The 20805-nt window shown below is 59.6% G+C and carries 19 protein-coding genes; 12 read left to right on the top strand and 7 right to left on the bottom strand.

All coding sequences use genetic code 11. The features are described 5' to 3' along the window. Positions 1–159: 159 nt before the first annotated feature. The 6 genes from GF108_RS12695 to GF108_RS12720 all read left to right on the top strand — a co-directional run bounded on the left by GF108_RS12695 (position 160) and on the right by GF108_RS12720 (position 6365). Positions 160–2463 carry a bifunctional diguanylate cyclase/phosphodiesterase gene (locus GF108_RS12695; RefSeq protein ID WP_153668297.1) on the top strand — a complete coding sequence of 768 codons (2304 nt, stop codon included), beginning with the start codon at positions 160–162 and terminating at the stop codon, positions 2461–2463. Between the two features lie 119 nt (positions 2464–2582). Then, positions 2583–2729 (top strand): DUF3096 domain-containing protein, encoded by a 147-nt coding sequence (locus tag GF108_RS12700; RefSeq protein ID WP_081815702.1) that lies wholly within the window; start codon positions 2583–2585, stop codon positions 2727–2729. 137 nt (positions 2730–2866) lie between these two features. Continuing rightward, entirely contained in the window at positions 2867–3088 is a 222-nt protein-coding gene (locus GF108_RS12705; protein ID WP_027229467.1) for an aa3-type cytochrome c oxidase subunit IV, read from the top strand. Positions 3089–3244: 156 nt separating this feature from the next. Beyond that, complete coding sequence (locus tag GF108_RS12710; protein WP_153668298.1) at positions 3245–4552, top strand: Re/Si-specific NAD(P)(+) transhydrogenase subunit alpha; 1308 nt, start codon at positions 3245–3247, stop codon at positions 4550–4552. Further along, the gene (locus tag GF108_RS12715; RefSeq protein ID WP_153668299.1) at positions 4552–4962 is read left to right on the top strand and encodes an NAD(P) transhydrogenase subunit alpha; all 411 of its coding nucleotides are present in this window, start codon (positions 4552–4554) and stop codon (positions 4960–4962) included. The genes GF108_RS12710 and GF108_RS12715 overlap by 1 nt, the downstream gene beginning before the upstream one ends. A gap of 2 nt (positions 4963–4964) precedes the next feature. Then, positions 4965–6365 carry an NAD(P)(+) transhydrogenase (Re/Si-specific) subunit beta gene (locus GF108_RS12720; RefSeq protein ID WP_153668300.1) on the top strand — a complete coding sequence of 467 codons (1401 nt, stop codon included), beginning with the start codon at positions 4965–4967 and terminating at the stop codon, positions 6363–6365. A 49-nt stretch (positions 6366–6414) separates the two neighbouring features. On the opposite strand, the gene GF108_RS12725 is transcribed toward GF108_RS12720, so the two are convergent. From GF108_RS12725 to rpsU, 3 genes are all read right to left on the bottom strand, one after another. Continuing rightward, positions 6415–7014 carry an NAD(P)H-dependent oxidoreductase gene (locus GF108_RS12725; RefSeq protein WP_153668301.1) on the bottom strand — a complete coding sequence of 200 codons (600 nt, stop codon included), beginning with the start codon at positions 7012–7014 and terminating at the stop codon, positions 6415–6417. A gap of 8 nt (positions 7015–7022) precedes the next feature. After that, positions 7023–7880: a tetratricopeptide repeat protein gene (locus GF108_RS12730; RefSeq protein ID WP_153668302.1), complete on the bottom strand. Its 858-nt coding sequence runs from the start codon at positions 7878–7880 to the stop codon at positions 7023–7025. 131 nt (positions 7881–8011) lie between these two features. Next, positions 8012–8263: a 30S ribosomal protein S21 gene (gene rpsU, locus GF108_RS12735; protein ID WP_027229472.1), complete on the bottom strand. Its 252-nt coding sequence runs from the start codon at positions 8261–8263 to the stop codon at positions 8012–8014. Positions 8264–8655: 392 nt separating this feature from the next. Between rpsU and GF108_RS12740 the strand changes: the two genes are divergently transcribed. From GF108_RS12740 to GF108_RS12760, 5 genes are all read left to right on the top strand, one after another. Then, positions 8656–9909: a sarcosine oxidase subunit beta gene (locus GF108_RS12740; RefSeq protein WP_153668303.1), complete on the top strand. Its 1254-nt coding sequence runs from the start codon at positions 8656–8658 to the stop codon at positions 9907–9909. Between the two features lie 24 nt (positions 9910–9933). After that, a complete protein-coding gene (locus tag GF108_RS12745; RefSeq protein ID WP_091925370.1) occupies positions 9934–10302 on the top strand; it encodes a sarcosine oxidase subunit delta in 369 nt (122 codons plus the stop codon). A 3-nt stretch (positions 10303–10305) separates the two neighbouring features. Continuing rightward, a complete protein-coding gene (locus GF108_RS12750) occupies positions 10306–13317 on the top strand; it encodes a sarcosine oxidase subunit alpha (protein WP_153668304.1) in 3012 nt (1003 codons plus the stop codon). Continuing rightward, positions 13310–13864, top strand: coding sequence for a sarcosine oxidase subunit gamma (locus GF108_RS12755; protein ID WP_153668305.1), 555 nt, complete (start codon positions 13310–13312; stop codon positions 13862–13864). Before GF108_RS12750 ends, GF108_RS12755 begins: the two co-directional genes overlap by 8 nt. 169 nt (positions 13865–14033) lie before the next feature. After that, entirely contained in the window at positions 14034–15212 is a 1179-nt protein-coding gene (locus GF108_RS12760) for an alpha/beta hydrolase (protein ID WP_153668306.1), read from the top strand. Positions 15213–15228: 16 nt separating this feature from the next. Here GF108_RS12760 and GF108_RS12765 read toward each other — a convergent pair whose 3' ends face one another. Next, positions 15229–15711 carry a MaoC family dehydratase gene (locus GF108_RS12765; protein WP_091925384.1) on the bottom strand — a complete coding sequence of 161 codons (483 nt, stop codon included), beginning with the start codon at positions 15709–15711 and terminating at the stop codon, positions 15229–15231. Between the two features lie 94 nt (positions 15712–15805). After that, the gene (locus GF108_RS12770; protein WP_153668307.1) at positions 15806–16465 is read right to left on the bottom strand and encodes a TetR/AcrR family transcriptional regulator; all 660 of its coding nucleotides are present in this window, start codon (positions 16463–16465) and stop codon (positions 15806–15808) included. A gap of 235 nt (positions 16466–16700) precedes the next feature. Here GF108_RS12770 and GF108_RS12775 point away from each other — a divergent pair, with 235 nt between their 5' ends. Next, positions 16701–17639 carry a homocysteine S-methyltransferase family protein gene (locus GF108_RS12775; protein ID WP_153668308.1) on the top strand — a complete coding sequence of 313 codons (939 nt, stop codon included), beginning with the start codon at positions 16701–16703 and terminating at the stop codon, positions 17637–17639. A gap of 5 nt (positions 17640–17644) precedes the next feature. Here the strand turns inward: GF108_RS12775 and GF108_RS12780 are convergent, their stop codons facing one another. Both GF108_RS12780 and GF108_RS12785 read right to left on the bottom strand, forming a co-directional pair. Further along, positions 17645–18466 (bottom strand): N-acetylmuramoyl-L-alanine amidase, encoded by an 822-nt coding sequence (locus GF108_RS12780; protein ID WP_153668309.1) that lies wholly within the window; start codon positions 18464–18466, stop codon positions 17645–17647. 15 nt (positions 18467–18481) lie between these two features. Next, entirely contained in the window at positions 18482–20785 is a 2304-nt protein-coding gene (locus GF108_RS12785; protein ID WP_153668310.1) for a DNA/RNA non-specific endonuclease, read from the bottom strand. Between the last annotated feature and the right edge of the window lie 20 nt (positions 20786–20805).

Consider the following 20805-nt stretch of genomic DNA (forward strand, 5'->3'; position numbering starts at 1 on the left):
TTCTTTTAGAAATTGGTAATTCTATTTGCCGGTTGTTGGGAATTTCTGGCGACAGAAGATGAATTAAACGATTTAGTCGGAAGTGCGATTTATAACGCTGGCATCGTTGGCGTTCCTCGTCGACATTCCCGGTACGGGCAAAGTTTTGCGGGCCTATTGATGAAAGTTGAAGCCAACGACGGCTTGTCGATCGAGCTGATTGCGGTTCGCACATTATATGCGAACGGCAAGGCAACGTGGTGGAGTTCGATCATCCAGATCCTCGCCACGGCGACAATCTATTTGAAGACGCATCATGCGATCTATCTTGCCTTCGCGCTGGCCTTTCTGGTGGTCGACCTCGCGCGCACCGCCAATGCCGGCGCCTTCGAACGCGCCAATCTTGGGTCAGCTTCGGCGGCAACGCTGAAGAGGTGGGAATGGCGCTATCTGCTCGGCGCGCTTGCAAGCTGTTCGGTGCTCGGCGCCCTATGCTTTGTCAGCATCTACATGCTTCCCGATGCGACCGCTGCGATCACCAGCGTCATCATTGTTGCCGGATCGATGCTAGCGCTTGTCACGCGCAATTACGTCTCGCCGATGGTCGTCCTCGGCCTGTCGATCGGAATTCTCGCGCCGCTTTGCGCGACCCTGGTGCTGCTCGGTGGCGTCTATAACTGGCTGCTTGCCCTGCTGATCCTTCCCTATTTCTGGAGCAATATCGGCGTTGCGGGCAGTCTTCGCAATTCGCTCTTCGATGCACTGCTGGGCAAGCGCCAGCTGGCTCGCGTCGCCACCAATTTCGATGCTGCGCTCAATGGTATGCCGCAGGGCCTGCTGATGTTCGACGGCCAGCAGACGATAACCGTCGCCAACATGAAGGCGGCGAAGATGATGGGTTTCGATTCTCCGGCTCAGCTCGAAGGGAGGTCACTCGCGACCTTGTTGCGCCTTGCCCAATCGCGTTCCTATTTCCCCGAGGATGCACTGCAATCCTTGCGCACCAAGATGCAGGATCTCCTGTCCGGTTCAAAACAGCGCGACACGTTTGAATCACCGAACAAGCGCCACTATGAATTCACGGCGACGCCCGATCCCGAGCATGGCACCGTGCTCGTCATTCAGGATGTCACGCGGCGTGCGGACGCCGAAGCGCAGATCAACCGCATGGCGCGCTTCGACAGCCTGACGGGGCTTCCCAACCGCAGCCAGTTTGCCGAGATCGCCGCGACTTATGCCGACGACATGGTACAGGGCGCGCAGATTGCCCTCATGGTGATCGATATCGATGGCCTGAAACGTACCAACGATACTTTCGGCCATCGCATCGGCGATGAAATGCTGCGCGCCTTTGCCGACCGGCTGAGCCTGGTCGAGGCTGACCGGCCGCTGCTTTCGCGCTTCGGCAGCGACGAATTCGTGCTACTGTTCTCCGCTTGCTCGCATGAGGAAACGATTGGAACTGTCGAGCGGATCATGTCCGCCATCACCGGCATATACAGTGTTTCGGGGCACGATATCCAGACCGGCGCCCGCGCCGGCGTCGCCATCGTCGAGGTGGATGCGTTTGACCTCTCAGTGATGCACATGAATGCGGATCTGGCGCTCGATGTTGCCAAGAAGGATAGCCAGAAGAACTGGGCGGTCTTTGTCCAGACCATGGACCATACCTTCCGGTCGAAACAGCGGTTGCGCGCCGATCTGCGCCGGGCCATCGCGGAAGGCACTCTCTCGGTCGCCTACCAGCCGATCGTCAATATCCGCACCTCGCGCATGACCGCGTGCGAGGCGCTCTCGCGGTGGGACCATCCGGAATTCGGAGCGATATCACCTGCAGAGTTCATCCCGCTCGCAGAAGAAATGGGGCTGATCTCGGATCTGACCCGCAACGTCATCGACCGGGCGGTGATGGATTGCCGCAACTGGAATTCGCGTATTGCGGTCTCGGTAAACCTTTCCTCGCATGATCTGCAGAACCGCAATACGGTCAGCGTCATTCAATCCGCGCTGAAACGGCATGCGATCGAACCGCACCTTCTTGAAGTGGAGGTTACGGAAGGCGCGCTCATAACCGACCGCGCCACGACCGGGAGCGTACTTGCCGAGCTGAAGGGCTATGGCGTGCAGGTCGCCATCGACGATTTCGGCACCGGTTATTCCAGCCTGAGCTATCTCAAGAACTTGCCGGTCAACAAGGTCAAGATCGACCGTTCTTTCATTGCCGATATCGCTGAAGAGGGACGATCGCTGAAACTTCTGCGCGGCATCGTCCACATGTCGCATGAACTCGGCTTGTCGGTGACCATCGAAGGGCTCGAAACGAGCGCGCAATCGGAGCTCGTCAATCAGCTCGTCGGCGCCGAGCACGTTCAAGGCTTTCTCTACGGCGCTGCGATGTCCGCCGATGACATCGTGAAGCTGCTCGATGTGACGATGGAGCACAAGCTCGTGGGCAACGAAGCTGGCCCGCACGTCTTTCACTGAACGGTTGTTTGCCAATTTGAATATAAATTAAACGATCCCGGTCCGTTACCGACAGAATCATTGTATTCGAATAGCGCTCTGTTCTGAGCTTATAGCTTGCGCACACAAAGGATACCGAAATGATTGCCGAAATCGCCATCGCTCCACTCGTCGCCTTGATCGCCGGCATCGTCATATTGATCGCCCCGCGATTGCTGAACTATGTCGTGGCGCTCTACCTGATCATCATTGGCGTTGTCGGTCTTTTTCCGCACCTTCTCGGTTAGTTAATTAGGCTCGACCGCGATGAAACTCTATTCTTGATTTATATTCATCGAGGTCAGGGTGAGCGACGATCTGCGCATTGCGCAGTTGTCGGCTTTTCGCTATTGCCTTTACGACGTCGACTAGAAGAGGTTTGAAGATGGCTGAACATCACGACACCACGCCTGCAGAACTGGGCGCCCCTATGGACTATGCGGAGCATGAGAAGACCTACAATCTTTTTCTCTCGCTTTCGAAATGGGGTTTCGTTTCCTGCATAGCGCTGGTCGTTGCCATGGCTTTCGGCTTTTTCGCCGGGGGATTCTTTTCTGCTCTGGTTCTTTTCTTTGTTATTTGCGGAGCTGCCTGGTTCCTCCTTTAGGGCGCGCTGGTTCTCAAGAGCCCGGACGCCCGTCCAAAGCCCGTTCGATCTTGACCGGGCGGGTCTTTAAGACTGCCAATCGTTACAAGCGGGAAGGCGCGCTGGTCCGAAAGGCCACTGCCTTGTAGTGAAAACTTGCTTTGGGGGGTGAAGAGCTTGGCTCAGACACTATTCATACCGAAAGAGACCGATGCCAACGAGGCGCGTGTCGGCGGCTCGCCGGAGACGGTAAAGCGGCTTATTGGCCTTGGCTTCAACGTCGTTGTCGAAACGGGTGCCGGAACCGCATCGCGCATTCCTGACGCAGAGTTTACGGGCGCCGGCGCAAGCATCGGCAAGGCCGCGGACGTCAAGGACGCCGACATTGTCCTCAAGGTGCGCCGACCCGCTTCTCCTGATCTCAAATCCTATAAGAAAGGCGTAGTCGTCATCGCGATGCTCGATCCTTACGGCAATGAAAGCGCCGTCAAGCAACTCGCCGATGCCGGGCTTACCGCCTTCACCATGGAGTTCATGCCGCGCATTACCCGCGCGCAGGTGATGGACGTTCTTTCCAGTCAGGCCAATCTTGCCGGCTACCAGGCGGTCATCGATGCCGCTGAAGAGTATGACCGCGCCTTGCCGATGATGATGACGGCGGCAGGCACGGTGCCGGCCGCGAAAGTCTTTGTCATGGGTGTCGGCGTCGCTGGCCTGCAGGCCATCGCAACGGCGCGCCGCCTTGGAGCTGTGGTAACCGCCACGGACGTCCGCCCAGCGGTCAAGGAGCAGGTCGCATCGCTTGGCGCCAAATTTCTCGCCGTCGAGGACGAGGAGTTCAAGGCTGCCGAGACTGCTGGTGGCTACGCCAAGGAAATGTCGAAGGAATATCAGGCAAAGCAGGCGGCGCTGGTCAATGACCACATTGCCAAGCAGGATATCGTCATCACGACGGCACTTATCCCCGGTCGTCCGGCGCCGAGACTGGTGACACGCGAAATGTATGCGCGCATGCGTCCGGGTTCGGTGCTGATCGATCTTGCGGTCGAACGCGGCGGCAACGTCGAAGGCGCGGTGGCTGGCAAGATCACCGAGATCGATGGGGTCAAGATCGTCGGACATCTCAACGTCCCGGGCCGTATCGCGGCGACTGCCTCGCAGCTCTACGCGAAGAACCTCGTCGCTTTTGTCGAGACGCTGGTCGACAAGGAAGCGAAGGTGCTGAAAATCAATTTCGACGACGAACTCGTCAAGGCGACCATGTTGACCCATGACGGCAAGGTGGTTCACCCCAACTTCGCCCAGGCAGCTGCGGCTGTTGCTGCTCCTGCCGAGACGCCGGCTGCCAAGCCTGTCGCCAAGAAGGCCGCGCCGGCCAGGCCTGCCGCTCCAAAAGACGCCGCAGTGAAACCGGCCGCCAAGAAAGCCGCGCCGAAAAAGGCTGCTGCATCCAAGGCGGCACCAAAGACTGAAGGAGAGGCATGATGGCTGATGCTACACTCGAAAAGGCGCTCGAGACCCTGAACCAGGCCACCGAGATCGTCCGTCAGGCTGCTGAAAACATGCCGGACGCCGCTGGCGCCGCGGCTCACGCCGTCTCAGGCGGTGTCGTCGATCCGTTCGTCTTCCGCCTCGCAATTTTCGTCCTGGCGATCTTCGTCGGTTACTACGTTGTCTGGTCGGTGACGCCGGCACTGCACACGCCGCTCATGGCCGTTACCAACGCGATCTCGTCCGTCATTGTCGTCGGCGCGCTGTTGGCGGTCGGACTATCGGCGAGCGGCTTTGCGACCGGCTTCGGTTTCATCGCGCTCGTCCTCGTCAGCGTCAATATTTTCGGGGGCTTCCTCGTCACCCACCGCATGCTCGCCATGTACAAGAAGAAGGAAAAGTGAGCATGAGTGTGAATATCGCAACTTTCCTTTATCTCGTCTCCGGCGTGCTCTTCATCCTTGCGCTGCGCGGCCTTTCGCATCCGACGACCAGCCGGCAGGGTAACTACTACGGCATGACGGGCATGGGCATTTCCATCGCGACAACGCTGGCGCTTGCCGAGCCTAGCTTCAAGGGCCTCGGCCTGATCGTCCTCGGTCTTGCCATCGGCGGCGCTGCCGGCGCCTACATTGCCAGGCGTATCGCCATGACGGCAATGCCGCAGCTTGTTGCCGCGTTCCACTCACTCGTCGGTCTGGCCGCTGTCATGGTTGCCGCCGCCGCGATCTATTCGCCCGACTCCTTTGGGATCGGCGAAGTCGGCAGCATTCATGGCCAGGCGCTCGTGGAAATGTCGCTCGGCGTCGCCATTGGCGCGATCACGTTCACCGGGTCGATCATCGCCTTCCTGAAACTTGACGGCCGCATGTCCGGCAAGCCAATCATGCTGCCCGGACGCCATGTGCTCAACATTGCTCTTCTTGCCGCCATCGTGCTCCTGGTGATCGCGCTGGTCCTGACCGAGAGCCATGCGATCTTCTGGCTGATTGTTATCCTGTCGCTGGTGCTTGGCGGCCTGATCATCATCCCGATTGGCGGCGCGGACATGCCTGTCGTCGTCTCGATGCTGAATTCCTATTCCGGCTGGGCGGCAGCGGGCATCGGCTTTACGCTCGGCAACCTCGCTCTGATCATCACCGGCGCGCTGGTTGGCTCGTCCGGTGCGATCCTGTCCTACATCATGTGCAAGGGCATGAACCGTTCGTTCATCTCGGTCATCCTCGGCGGCTTCGGCGGCGAGACCAGCACTGCTGCCAGCGGTGAAGTCGAACAGCGCCCGGTCAAGCAGGGCTCCGCCGACGATGCGGCCTTCATCATGAAGAACGCCTCCAAGGTCATCATCGTGCCCGGCTACGGCATGGCCGTCGCCCAGGCCCAGCATGCCCTGCGCGAGATGGCCGACAAGCTGAAGGCAGAAGGCGTTGAAATCAAATACGCCATTCATCCGGTCGCTGGGCGCATGCCGGGTCACATGAACGTGCTTCTTGCCGAGGCCAATGTGCCTTACGACGAGGTTTTCGAGCTCGAAGACATCAATTCGGAGTTTGCACAGGCCGACGTCGCCTTCGTCATCGGCGCCAATGACGTCACCAACCCGGCGGCAAAGACCGATCCGAAATCGCCGATCTTCGGCATGCCGATCCTTGATGTCGACAAGGCGGGGACGGTGCTTTTCATCAAGCGCGGAATGGGCTCCGGCTATGCAGGCGTCGAGAACGAATTGTTCTTCCGCGACAACACCATGATGCTCTTTGCCGACGCCAAGAAGATGGTCGAGAATATCGTCAAGGCGCTGGACCACTGAACTTGTGTTCGCGAATGAGGCAAAGGCCCGCCCATCGGCGGGCTTTTTGTTAGATCAGGCGGCCCAAATTCCGCCCGAGCCGGCGCTCAAAGGCCGCCAACCGTTTCGCTGACAATTGTTCGGTCTTGTAGAGGGAGAGCATGGAGAACCGCGACTGCGGCGCGCATGTGCCGATGATGGCGCGCGAAAGTATGCGGCGGACCGGACGGAACATCACGAACCAGTCGATCCACCAGGGCGAGCCGAGCGTGGTGACGGCAAGGCAAGACTTGAGCCTGGTGAGTCGCGGAATCATGCGGCCAAAATCAGGGGCGTGGTCATAGGCAACACCCGGCACAAACAGCCGGTCGATCCAACCCTTGAGAATTGCCGGAAGGCCGAACCACCATGTCGGAAAGACAAGAATCAGAATGTCGGCGCGGACGAGGTCTTCTGCATCGAGGGCCACGGCGCTGTTGTCATAAGCATCCGCGTAATAGGCCTTCCGCTCATTTGCCGTGAGGCGGGGGTCGAAGTCTCGCTCATAGAGATCGACGAAGGTGATGCTGTGACCGGCCGCATCGAGCTTCGCGGTTATGAGCGAAGCAAGGTGCGCACAAAGGCTGTCTTTCAAAGGGTGAGCAAAAACGACAACGACGTTCCTGCTCATCTATTGCATCAGGACTTGCGCGTGCGCGCCAGACCGTCGACAGCAGGCTTGTACTTGGGGTCAAGCTGAACGGCGCGGGCGTAGGACTTGGCGGCGCGGGCCTTGTCGCCGCGATGCTCGTAGATCAGCGCCTGGTTGGCCCAGCCTTCGGCAATCGTGCCGTCGAGTTTGATCGCCGAGTTGAAATCGTCGAAGGCGTTGTCGTCATCGCCGAGCGCCACATAGGAAATGCCACGGCCGTTATAGGGCTCTGCAGCATCGGGCTGCAGCGAGATCGCCGTCGAGAAGTCCTCGATGGCCTGCTTGTGCTGGTTGCGCGCCTGATAGATGAGACCGCGATTGTGGTATGCGCGCGCATCCGTGGTGCTGAGCTGGATCGCCTGGTTGAAATCGTTCATCGCCTGGTCGAGTTGGCCCGCCTGGCGGTAGAGGTTGCCGCGCCCGATATAGGCAGCATCATATTGCGGGTTGATCTGGATCGCCCGGCTGTAGTCGGCAATCGCTTGGGCGGAGTTGCCCATGTTGCGATAGACGAGCGCGCGGTTCGAATAGGCCTGGTAGAAGTTCGGGTTCAACTGAAGCGCGACGTTGAAATCCTTGATCGCGTCATTGTTCTTGCCGGCGCGGCCATAGGCGGAACCGCGGACATTATATGCCTCGGGATCCTTCGGATTGTTGCGGATGACATCATTCAAAGAACTGATGTTCTCGGTCGATCCTTGCGCCTTGTCGATCCCGGTCATGTCGGTGGTCGAAGTGCTCTGGCATCCGGCAAGGCCGAGCGCGGAGATCGACGCGATCAACAATCCGGCATAGCGTACCGAGGGAAATTTGCCGTATGCGGCGCGTTCAGATGAATATGTCATTGTCTATGTGTCCCGTACAACTCAGAGCCGTGCAAGCTCTTTTGCTCCGATGGCACCAAACGAAAAAAGGGCGGCGCGGCGTGAAGCCACTCCACCCCGATATCGGGTTAAAAGCGTCGATAAACCGCTGATCAACGAGCCGCAGCGGCGCGAACCGGCGCCTTGCGTGCCGGCATCGGCAGAAGACCCTCGCGCTGTGCCTGCTTGCGGGCAAGCTTGCGAGCGCGGCTGATTGCTTCCGCCTTCTGGCGAGCGCGCTTGATCGACGGCTTCTCGTAGTGATCATGCATCTTCATTTCGCGGAACATGCCTTCGCGCTGCATCTTCTTCTTGAGAACGCGGAGAGCCTGATCAACATTGTTTTCGCGTACGAGTACCTGCACGTTTTATCCTGTATCTCTTAGATTTCACTGAGCCTGGCCACTGATCCCGGACCGAAGATCATGGGACAACAAACCGGACTTCGCGACGGTCATCCATCGCAAACTGCGGTCGGCATTAGCAGAAACTCAAAACGATGTCCATGGCGATTTAGCGTGGAATTGCTGATATTCGTTCGCCAAAGCCATGGACCACGGTTTAATTTGGGGCTGACCGGCATCGCGCGCCAATCTCCGTCGCAAAATGGCAAAAGACGCTTGGACAGATGCGATAGTGATGCGCTAACACGCCGCGCATGTCGATAAAGTCCATGTCGATTTTGGGACAGGAAACCGGCGAGAAATCTTTGAACAATCGGCGCTCGAAGCCAAGTTGTGCGCAAAGGGAATAGGTAATGCGGAAATATTCGGTATTTGCTCTGGCCCGCGAAGCCATGCGTGCCCACAAAGGCTGGGAACAGCAGTGGACATCGCCCGAACCGAAGTCGGAATATGACGTCATCATTGTCGGCGCCGGTGGCCACGGTCTCGCAACCGCCTACTATCTTGCCAAGGAACACGGCATCACCAATGTGGCCGTGCTCGAAAAGGGCTGGCTCGGCGGTGGCAATACGGGTCGCAATACGACCATTATCCGCTCCAACTATCTCTATGACGAATCCGCCGGTATTTACGAACATGCGGTGAAGCTCTGGGAAGGGCTGAGCCAGGACCTCAACTACAACGTGATGTACTCGGCACGCGGCGTCATGATGCTCGCGCACAATATCCACGACGTTCAGGTGTTCAAGCGCCACATCCATGCCAATCGGCTGAACGGCATCGACAATGAGTGGTTGACGCCGGAGCAGGTCAAGGAATTCTGCCCGCCGATCAACCTCTCTGCCGACGCGCGCTATCCTATCATCGGTGCAGCATTGCAGCGCCGCGGCGGTACCGCACGCCACGATGCCGTGGCCTGGGGCTATGCCCGAGCGGCCGCTGACCGCGGCGTTCACATCATCCAGAATTGCGAAGTCACCGGTGTTCGCCGCGCCGCCAATGGCGCAGTGGTCGGTGTCGATACCAATCGTGGCCCCATCAACGCCAAGAAGGTCGGCGTCGTCGCTGCCGGCCATACGTCGGTCATCATGAACATGGCGGGCGTCCGCATGCCGCTCGAGAGCTACCCGCTGCAGGCGCTGGTCTCGGAACCGGTCAAGCCGTTGATTCCCTGCGTGATCATGTCGAACACCGTGCACGCCTATATTTCGCAGTCGGACAAAGGCGAAATGGTGATCGGCGCCGGCACCGACCAGTATACGTCCTACTCGCAAACGGGCGGACTTCACATCATCAACCATACACTCGATGCGATCTGCGAGATGTTCCCGGTCCTGACACGCCTCAAGATGCTGCGCTCGTGGGGCGGCATTGTCGATGTCACACCCGACCGCTCGCCCATCCTGGCCAAGACCCCGGTTCCAGGCCTCTATGTCAACTGCGGCTGGGGCACGGGCGGTTTCAAGGCAACGCCGGGTTCGGGCAACGTGTTTGCCCACACGATCGCCCGCGACGAGCCGCACCGTATCAACGCTCCGTTCACGATCGAGCGCTTTACCAGCGGCCGGCTTATCGACGAGGCAGCCGCCGCTGCCGTGGCGCACTGACTTTTTTAGAAACGAGACGAAGACATGCTTCTCATCAAATGCCCCTATTGCGAAGAAGAGCGCCCGGAACTGGAATTCCGCAATGCCGGCGAAGCGCATCTGGTCCGTGCAAACCCGATCGTTGACCAGTCGGACGATGATTTCGCCGCCTTTCTGTATTTCCGCCAAAATCCGAAGGGACTTCAGTTCGAGCGCTGGCGGCACATTCATGGCTGCGGACGGTTCTTCAACGCCGTGCGCGATTCCGTTTCCGACAAGTTCCTGACCGTCTACAAGGCCGGCGAACCGAAGCCGAATGTCGAGCAACTTGTCACACGAGGGACGACGCCGGCAGAAGCGGTCGTCGAATCTCCCGCGCCGCGCACGCCGCGCGCCAAGAAAGCGGAGGCCTGAGCCATGACCAATCAGGTTCATTCCGGCAGCAACCGCATTTCCGGCGCAGGCCGGCTTACACCCGCAAAGACAGTCCGTTTCACATTTGACGGCCAGAGCCTTACCGGCCTTGAAGGCGACACGCTTGCATCGGCGCTGCTCGCCAACGGCATCCATCTGGTCGGACGCTCGTTCAAATATCACCGTCCGCGCGGCATCCTGTCGGCAGGCAGCGAAGAGCCGAATGCGCTGGTCGATATCGAGCGTGACAAGTCACGCAAGCAGCCCAACGTCCGCGCAACGGTTCAGGAAATCTATGACGGCCTGAAGGTGAAGTCGCAAAATCGCTGGCCGTCGCTGACCTTCGACGTCGGCGCGATCAACGATGTTTTCTCGCCCATGCTGCCGGCAGGCTTTTACTACAAGACGTTCATGTGGCCAAAATTCGCATGGAAGACGATCTACGAGCCGAAGATTCGCGCAGCCGCCGGCCTCGGCGTGGTTCCTGGCGAACCGGATACCGACCGCTATTCCAACCGCTTTGCCCATTGCGATGTGCTTGTCGTCGGGGCCGGTGCCGCAGGCCTTGCCGCAGCGTTGAGCGCTGCAGCCACCGGTGCAACCGTTATCCTTTGCGATGAACAGCCGGAAGTCGGTGGAGCGCTGCGCTATGAAAGCGACGTCACCATCGACGGCGTGCCCGGTTACGAATGGGCGACGGCGACCATCGCCAAGCTGCGTGCCATGGACAATGTCACCGTACTGACCCGCACGACGGCCTTCGGCTACTATGCGCAGAACTTCGTCGGTCTCGCGGAGCGGATCAGCGATCATCTCAGCACTCCGGCAGCGGAAATGCCGCGCGAACGCCTCTGGCAGATTCGCGCCAAGAAGGTCGTGCTCGCGACCGGCGCGATCGAACGGCACATGGTTTTTGCGAATAATGATCGTCCGGGGGTCATGCTGGCTTCGGCTGCGCGCATGTTCCTCAATCATTACGGTGTTGCGATAGGCCGCAAGGTCGGTGTCTACACGGCCAACGACTCGGCCTATGCGGCAGCGATCGACCTGAAGCGAGCCGGGATCGATGTTCCGATCATCGTCGATACGCGCGACAACCCGAAATCGGCCATTATCGAGGAAGCGCGGTCGCTGGGTATCGAGGTACTGCCGGGACATGCGGTCTTCAGCGCGGGCGGCAAGCGTCGTGTTTCATCGATGCTGATCAAGCCCAACAGGGGCGGCAGCGAGCGCAAGGTCGCCGTCGATGCCCTGATCGTCTCTGCAGGCTGGACGCCCTCGGTTCACCTCTTCTCACAATCGCGCGGCAAGGTGGCGTGGGACGCGGCAAACGAGAGGTTCCTTCCCGGCACCTACGCGCAGGACTGCCTGTCGGTCGGTGCCTGCAACGGCACGGACGGCTTGCAGGACGTGATCAATGAGGCCATCGCCGCCGGCGGATCGTCGGCCGAGCAGGCGGGTTTTGCCGGCAATGGTACGCCGGTATCATTGACCGCCACCGGCAGCGCCAGTTGGATCGGCGGGATGATCGGCTCGGCGGCCGGCGCTGGGCCAGACACGACGGTCAAGGCTTTCGTCGATTTTCAGAACGATGTCACGGCCAAGGATGTCCGGCTCGCCGTGCGCGAAGGCATGCACTCGATCGAACACGTCAAGCGCTTCACCACGAACGGCATGGCGACCGACCAGGGCAAGACATCGAACCTCCACGGCCTTGCCATCGCTGCCGAGGCTCTGAACAAACCGATTCCGGCTGTGGGCCTCACGACGTTCCGCGCCCCGTTCACGCCGGTGACGTTCGGCACCATCGTCAATCATGCGCGGCACGATCTTTTCGATCCGACCCGGCGCACACCGATGCACGCCTGGCATGCGGCGCAGGGCGCTGCCTTCGAAGATGTCGGCCAGTGGAAGCGTGCCTGGTATTATCCGCAGGCCGGCGAGGATATGCATGCCGCGGTCAACCGCGAATGCGTTGCCGTTCGCACCGAGGCCGGCATTTTCGATGCCTCGACACTAGGAAAGATCGAGGTTGTTGGCCCAGATGCGGCGAAGTTCCTGGAACTGCTCTACACCAATCCATGGGAAAAGCTTGGCGTCGGGCGCCTGCGCTACGGCATCATGCTGCGGGAAGACGGGTTCATCTACGATGACGGTGTTGTCGGCCGCCTCGCCGAGGACCGCTTCCACGTCACGACGACGACCGGCGGTGCGCCCCGCGTCATGAACCACATGGAAGACTACCTGCAGACCGAGTTCCCGCACCTTGATGTGTGGCTCACCTCGACCACCGAGCAATGGGCCGTTATTGCCGTGCAGGGGCCAAAGTCGCGGGAGATCATCGCGCCGCTGGTCGAAGGTATCGACATGTCCAATGAAGCCATGCCGCACATGAGCGTGCGCGAAGGCAAGATTTGCGGCGTGCCGACGCGGTTGTTCCGCATGTCGTTCACCGGCGAAACGGGCTACGAAATCAACATTCCGGCCGATTACGGGCAGGCGGTCTGGGAAGCGATCTACGAACGCGGCAAGCCGCTTGGCCTGACGCCATATGGCACCGAGGCGATGCATATCCTGCGCGCCGAGAAAGGCTATATTATCGTTGGTCAGGATACGGACGGCACGGTGACGCCGCAGGATGCCGGGCTGACCTGGGCCATCGGCAAGAACAAGACCGACTATGTCGGCATTCGCGGGCTCTTGCGCCGCGATCTCGTCGCCCCGGGACGCAAGCAACTCGTCGGTCTCAAGACCGTTGATCCGAAGGTGGTGCTGGAGGAAGGCGCGCAGATCGTTGCCAATCCGAACCAGCCTGTGCCGATGACAATGATCGGACATGTGACTTCATCCTACTGGTCGGAAAATTGCGGCCGCTCCATCGCCCTCGCGCTGGTTATCGATGGCACCAAGCGGCTCGGCGAGACGCTACATGTGCCGATGCCGAATGGAGTGATCGAAGTGGAAGTCACCGGAACTGTATTCTTCGATGAAAAGGGAGAGCGTTTGAATGGTTGAGACGATCCAGGCAACACGCTTGCATCCGCTGCAGTCGGGTCGCACCGGTCCGGCCGCGGTCTCGGTGACGCTGGCTGATAACGCGACACGTATCTCGCTGCGGGCCCGCCCGGACGCTGTCGCTGCCCTTTCGAGGGCACTCGGTGCGGCGCTGCCGACAAAACCGAAATCGACTGCCGTGAATGGGAGCCGCGCCGCCTTGTGGCTTGGCCCCGACGAGTGGCTGATTATCGACGACGGCGAAAGTAACCTCGTTGCGGACCTCGCCAAGGCCAAGGTACTGCATTCGGCAGTCGACGTTTCCCATCGCAATGTCGGGATCATCGTTTCGGGCAAAGGGGCGGAAGGCGTCGTCAATGGCGGCTGTCCTCAGGACCTTTCGCAACGCGCCTTCCCGGTGGGGGCCGCCTCCCGCACGGTTCTCGGCAAGATCGAGGTCGTCCTCTGGCGCACGGCGGAAAATACATTCCGCGTCGAATGCTGGCGCTCATTCTCACCCTATGCTTTCGCTTTCCTGCAGGAATCCGCGCGCGACATCTGGGTTTGATGGACGGCTGATTTTTAGGACTGCATGAAGTTCCGGTTGTGCAGTCCGGCCATTTTCATGTAAACGGCGCGATCATGCGGGCGCAGTCTTCCAATTTTGGGTGGCTGCCGCATTGCAACGATTGTGATGACTGCCGATTTCGCGTGGTCTCTTTGCCGAGAGAAGTGAAATGGCCGTCAGAAAGCGTCTCGTCATCAATTTCACCGGCTATGAGGGCCTGCACCCTGATGCGGTGCGCGGGCGTTATCTCAATAGCGCCGCGGATTTCAACAAGCTGTGGCGCGCAAGAACCGCTGCCGGTCCAATAGTTGCCGAAGGCGACGACATCGCGACCATGAACATCACGACGCGCGGCAGTGACTGGAAAACCGAAACGAAATTCTGCCAGTACGGTTCGGCCGATATCTTCGACGCCTATGCAGCGCGCAACGTCGTGACGCGCTTCGCAACCGGTCTCATGGCGTTCCTCGACATTTTGTTGACCGGCACCTTCTGGCGATATCTGCGCACCAGCTGGCGCTTCTGCATCTTCTTTCTCTGGCCGTTCGCCTATGCCTGCTTCGTGACGCTTGCCGCGCTGGCGGTTGGTCTCTTTCCCTTGCTCGCCGAGGGCAGCAAGCTTCACCTTCTATGGACGGTGCCGCTCGCGCTCGTCATTGGCCGTGTGCTCATCCGTTGGCCCGGGGAGAAGGTGTTCTTCTCGTACTTGCTTGACGATTGGGCGGCAGCTTCCGACCGCATTTACGGCCGTAATACCGCTCTCAACCAACGCCGCAAGGCCTTTGCAGCCAATCTTGCCGAAAAGCTACGAGCGACCGACGCTGACGAGGTCGTCATTATCGCCCATAGTCTAGGTACGGTGCCCGCGGTCGAGGCCATCGCTGACGTATGGCGTATCGATCCGGAATTGCTCAGGCGCAAGCCGGTGTCACTGGTCGCTGCGGGTTCCTGCCTGCTGATGATCGCCCTGCACCCGCGCGCCGATGGTTTGCGTGAAGATGTGCGTGTGGTCATGCAAGAGAGCCCGGTCCTGTGGGCAGAGATCCAGACGGTCACCGACATCGTGCATTTCTACAAATCCGATCCGGCGGTGGCTCTTGGTATAAAGCCACGTCAGGCGCCGGTCATCGAGCGCATTCGCTTCAAGCGCATCCACAGCGCGAAACGTTATGCCCGTGCCAGGAAAAACTTCTTCAAGATGCACCTGTTGTTCCTTAAAGGCGCACAAATTCGCAACCCCTACGACATGGGCATGTTCGTGCAGGGGCCGTTTCCATTCAAGGAACTGGTGACGAAATACAAGGGGGTGCCGGCGCCGCTCGATCTGGAAGGCAAGCTCGCCGCTTGAGGCAAGCGCCCGCCGTTCAATCCATTTCAGGCGGATTTTCGAGGACCGCGATGGTCAGCCAATTGGCGACCAGCGCAGGCTTGAGCGAGTTCTCGATTTCCAGGGTCACTTCGTAATTGTTGAGCACGCGGCCGGAAGGGCGGATATCGGCATCCGCCAGCTTGAAGCGGGCGCGAACCCGCTTGCCGGACTTTACGGGCGCCATGAACCGAACCTTGTCGAAACCGTAATTGATGCCCATGGTCGCGCCCTCAAGCATCGGCAGGGCTTCATAGGCGAGCGTCGAAAGCAGCGAAATCGTCAGGAATCCGTGGGCGATCGTCCCGCCGAAGGGCGTTTCCTTCTCTGCGCGCTCCGGATCGGTATGGATGAACTGGTGGTCATCTGTGGCATCTGCGAACTGGTTGATCATTTCCTGGCTGACCACCCGCCACTCCGAGCAGCCGACCTCGGTGCCAACCGCTTCCTTCAACTGCTTGAGTGAAATCGCTTCCTTCATAACTTCGCGCTTTCCGAACGTCTTGTGATCTATTTAAGGCTGTTCGATAGCGGGTTATGGCGTGAATGTCATCCCGTCATAAAGGAGCACCATCTCATGCGGCCTGTATGCTGTCTGGAACAGGTGGTTTTTCGAGCTGAGCGGTCGGAGGCGAAAACAACAGTTTGACGAAGCTTCGAAATGCCAGCACCTGACGTTCGATACGCTTGGGATCGTTGAGCGCCTTCGACATGATGATCGCGCCGTCGACAATGCATGAGAGCATGTCGGCCACATCGCCGAGATCGATCGCATCGCGCGGGCGGTTAACAGCGGCAATGTCGTCGAGCATCGCCCGGAAGCGCATGTGCCATTCCTTTACCGATTGGGCGATAAGATTGCGCACATTGCGATCGAAGAGCCTTTCCTGGTAGCAGATGCTGGCAATGAGGCAGCCGGGATGGCCGCTTGGAAGGTCGGACATGGTTTCTGCAAGAAGCTTGAGGCTGATGAGGAAGGCTTGAAGCGGATCGTCTGACAATTGATGGCCGCGTTCGAAAATCTCGTCGAAAACGCGATTGTTCTCGTCAACGTAGCGCCGAACCATCTTATGGGCGAGTTCGTTCTTGTCCTTGAAGTGATAGAAGAAGCCGCTCTTGGTGATGCCGGCCTCGACTATGATCTCTTCGATCGACGTTGCGCCGAACCCCTTGGCGAGGACCGAAGCTTCTGCGATTTCGATGATCCGTTCGCGGGTTTCCGCGCCCTTGCCCATGGCCTTCCCCAGAACTACTGTACTGTCGATACAGTTTTGCGATTGGTGAGCATAGCATGGAAAGGGCGATCCCGGCCATTGCGGCAGCTAAGTCTCTGAAATTGCAACAGGTTTATCAGCTGATCCGCCGCCGCACCGCAAGCTTTCTAGATCGTGCAGCCCAAAGAGCGCAAAAAGGACCATGCCGACAAGGGTCAGATGACCGGGGAGTGCGGCAGTAACCTTGGAGACGATCATGGCAAAATATCGCCAGAATCTGCCGCAGCTTTCCGGCAGCCTTTTCCTCAGCGATGGGGGGATGGAAACGACACTCATATTCCTTGAGGGCATTGAGCTGCCGGAATTTGCCGCATTCGTGTTGATGTCGACCGACGAGGGACGGCAGCATCTCAAAGACTACTATGTTCGCTATCTTGAAGTGGCGAAAGAGAACGGTACCGGCTTCATCCTCGACACGCCGACATGGAGGGCAAACGCGGACTGGGGCGCCAAGCTCGGCTACGGCCCCGCCGACCTGGACGCCGTCAACCGCCGTTCGGTGGACCTGCTTGCCGAACTTCGTCAGAAATATGAAACGCCTGCAACGCCCTGCGTCATCAGCGGCGCAATCGGTCCGCGCGGCGACGGCTACAAGGCCGGCAATATGAATGCCGATGAGGCCGAGGCCTACCACGCCGCCCAGATCGCAACCTTTGCCGATACCGAAGCCGATCTGGTTGCCGCCTACACGCTTACCAACTACAACGAAGCGATCGGCATCGCGCGCGCCGCCCGAGCCAGTGAAATGCCTTGCGTGATATCATTCACCGTGGAAACCGATGGCAAGCTGGTGACTGGTTTGTCTCTGCGGGAAGCGATCGAACGGGTCGACGAGGCGACGGGTGGTTCGCCGCAATACTACATGATCAATTGTGCGCATCCCACGCACTTTGCGCAGGTCTTGGAACAGGGCGAAGCGTGGACGCGCCGCATTGGTGGACTGAGAGCCAATGCTTCGACCAAAAGTCACGCTGAACTCGACGACTCGACCACGCTCGATGCCGGCGATCCACTCGATCTCGGACGCCGCTATCAAGCGCTGACCCGCGCGTTTCCGCGGATGCGCGTCCTCGGGGGATGCTGCGGCACCGACCATCGGCATGTCGCCGCCATTTGCGAAGCTTGCGCCGCCTAGAAGGCTTAGTCGATCTTCCGCGGGGCCTTCTTCGTTCCGGCTGCTGCCCTTGCGACCTTGACTGTGCCGACGGGGCTCTCGTCAAACTTGACGGTCTTGTTAGGCCGCGAAGACGCCTTTGCAGCCGGCTTGGCCCGGGCTCGTGCCGGTCGCCTTGCCGGCATCTCAGTATGCGTGCCTTGCGGATCGGCATGGTCCGGCATATGCGAATGGTCGCTTTCAAGCCCGGGATCGGACAACGGAATGGTTTCCAGCCCTTCCACGACCTCCGGTCCCTCCGTATCTTCTAGCATCAGGTAATCGACTTCCGGCTTGGTGTAGGCCGGGTCCCAGTGGGTATTTTCCGGCACGTTGCTGTGGCCGTAGTGGCCGCCCTTCGTATCCCAGATACTGGCGTTGCGGTTATGGCCGCCCGGATCCTGCCCGTTGACCGCAGGCTTGGGCAAGCCATTCGGCCAGACTTTCGGAATGGAATGGGTGGCTTCGAGCCAGCGGCAAAGCCGTCGAACATTATCGAGGGTGGCGCGAACCTTTGGCCGGTGGGCGAACCCGACGACTTCGATCTGGATGGCCGAATCGCGGTTCGTCTGTACACCGTCAGCGAGGTTCTTGAGCGCGCGTGAGGCAGTGTCCGTATCGATGTGCTGGTAAATTGTGGTGGCATCGACCGTGAAATGCGGATCGGACCTGTTCGCCTTGAACGCGGCGAATGCGCCGGCCGCGGAACTTCCTTCGGTCGTGTGATGAACGATCTTGAACGGGCCCCCGGTGTAGGTTCCAGACGAACCGCTGATCGGCTTCCAGGTCGCAAAAGGACAACGTGGCATCGATTGTTCCCTCCCTTATTTTTGCGTTCGAGCGGGTTGAGCCGGCCCGCCTGCCGCCATTTTTTTCCGGCGAGTGCCCGCGTGCAGCCCGACTTCGGTTCCGCGAACCGTCTCGTACTGATCGGCCTTGCGCACCTGTTCGTCGAAGCGGACACCGGCCAGGCGTTCGATGTCGGCAATCGGATACATTGCCGGCACGAATTCGGCCGGCACGGCGAATTCGAAATCGACGTCGGCAAGATCTTGCTCAAGCATGAATCCATAGGCGGCGATGCCATCGGCCACGCGGCTGGTGATCACCTTCCAGTAGCGCGACGGGATCTTGGCACGCAGCACAGTTCGCCCGTCGCCGACACCGGTGAAGACTTCGTCTGAAGGGTCTAGCACCGGTCCGGCGAAAACGCAGAGCCGCTCGTTGGCTGCCTCGGCGAGCACGCAGTTTTCAAGATCGCCCCAATTTTCGTGGCCGCTGGCGGCCCGGTTAAACCCCGCGACCTGCGGCGAGCAATTGGTAACGTGATAGGTATCGCCGTTCGCCCGACGCAGTTTATCGTAGGTCGCGCCCCAGGCAACGTCGTCGCGGCGCACGATATGGCCCTTGTCGAAAGCTTTGCGATCCCTGGTGAAAAACACATCCGGAATCTGCAGGGCTTCATCGAGGCGCGGATCGGTAAACCATAGTTCCTGGTCGCTCTCGCCGAGGCCGGAAAGGCCGCGCCGCGTATAGTCGCGACCGGGTTCAGGCCGTTTGAGTTCGGGTGTTTTGGTAACGTTGGACGCGGTGATCAGAGCAAGGCGGCGCTGCGCATGCATCTTGATCGAGAAGTTTTCATAGTGAAGCGTGTCCGATCCCGTGAGCGTCCGGGCGAGCACGCTCGCATCCGCTGCCTGCGGCATGGCCACCTCGACCGGCGCGAGGAGCGCCTCTTGACTTGGGTCATTGAGAAAATGTGCGTCATAGCCCTTGCGCGTGCTGAAATCCGTATCGCGGAACGGCGCACGCGCGTACTCTGTCATGTCAGCGTCATCGGCGCTCACACTTTCGCTTGCCACGACCACGGCCTTCTGATCGTCGAGGTCGACTGAAATGGTGATGCGTAGCGGCAGGACGATACGTCCCACCTCGCGTTCTTGCTTGATCGTGATTGACGATGCGGCGTTGGAGGTGGCACCGGAAGCGGTATCCCCGGTGCCGGAAATCGTCGGGTCTGCGCCATTCGCAACAAGTTCGGCACCATCGGCCCGCTGCCACCAATCGCCCCAATCATTGGCACCGCCGTGCGGCGTTCCGGCAAATTGCACGCCGGCCGCGATTACGCGGCCGTCGCGCGAAAGCTCATACGCCGGCACGGCATAATTCTGCTTCTGGTAAAGGCCCCCGAAGTGCAGGCCCATGACCTCGCCGCTATCAAGGTCGAGAATTGCTGAGCCCGAGTTTCCGCCCAGCGTCGAGCAATCATGTGTCGCAGCGGGTACCATCTTGCCGAAGCTCGATGTCGTTATGCCGCCCTGGAGTTCGCCCGGTTGCAACCGCTTGACGCCGTAGCGCCCCGCCATGACATCGTTCTGAACATCCGAGGGGTTGCGGGGATCAAAGGCAGGATAGCCGATGGCGAAAATATCGTGGCCCGTGAGGTCGCGCGCATCCGATAGCGACAGTTTCAATGGCTTGGCGGTTGCGGGAAGGCCGTTCACGGCAAGAATTGCCATGTCCCAATAGGGATGGATCATGACCACGCGAACGACGTCGAGCATCGGGCCGGTCGGCCGTCCCTGTTCGCGCTTGAAATCAATGGCCGCCCGAGCGCCGTCGATAAAGGCGAGCCTGCGGTCGCCAAGCCCTTTCGAGAAAATTTCGGCGACATGCCTGTTGGTCATCAGCAGGCCGTCGCCGACGACAAAGCCGGTGCCACCATAGGGATACTTGTTGTTGCCCGGCAATTCGATGCGGCCGATCGACGGAATGACCCCTTCTATCCTGGTGCGGATGGCAGCATCATCCGACAGGCGTCGCCAGAGTGGATGCGTGACGGTAAAGGTGTTGTCGACAATGTCGATCGCCGGGCGCAAGTCCGGCAGGATGATCGCTTCAAGGCCGTAAAGCTCACCCTCGGAGGGATCGCGGCCAAGCTCGATCGCTTCGAGGCCGGATTTGGCGAGCCTCGTTTCATCCGTATCGCCGGACATGCTTTCGAGACCGGAATCGCCTCCGGCCTTGGTCCGCTCCTCCAGCATGTTTCTGATGGGCTCGATACCGCCATGTTTCCTGGTGATGAGCGTCAGATAATCCTTCAGCCTGTCAGCGTCCGTATTCCCCATTTTCCCCACCTGTCCGCCCT

The organism is Phyllobacterium sp. SYP-B3895 (assembly GCF_009647635.1).
GTDB classification, from domain to species: domain Bacteria; phylum Pseudomonadota; class Alphaproteobacteria; order Rhizobiales; family Rhizobiaceae; genus Phyllobacterium; species Phyllobacterium pellucidum.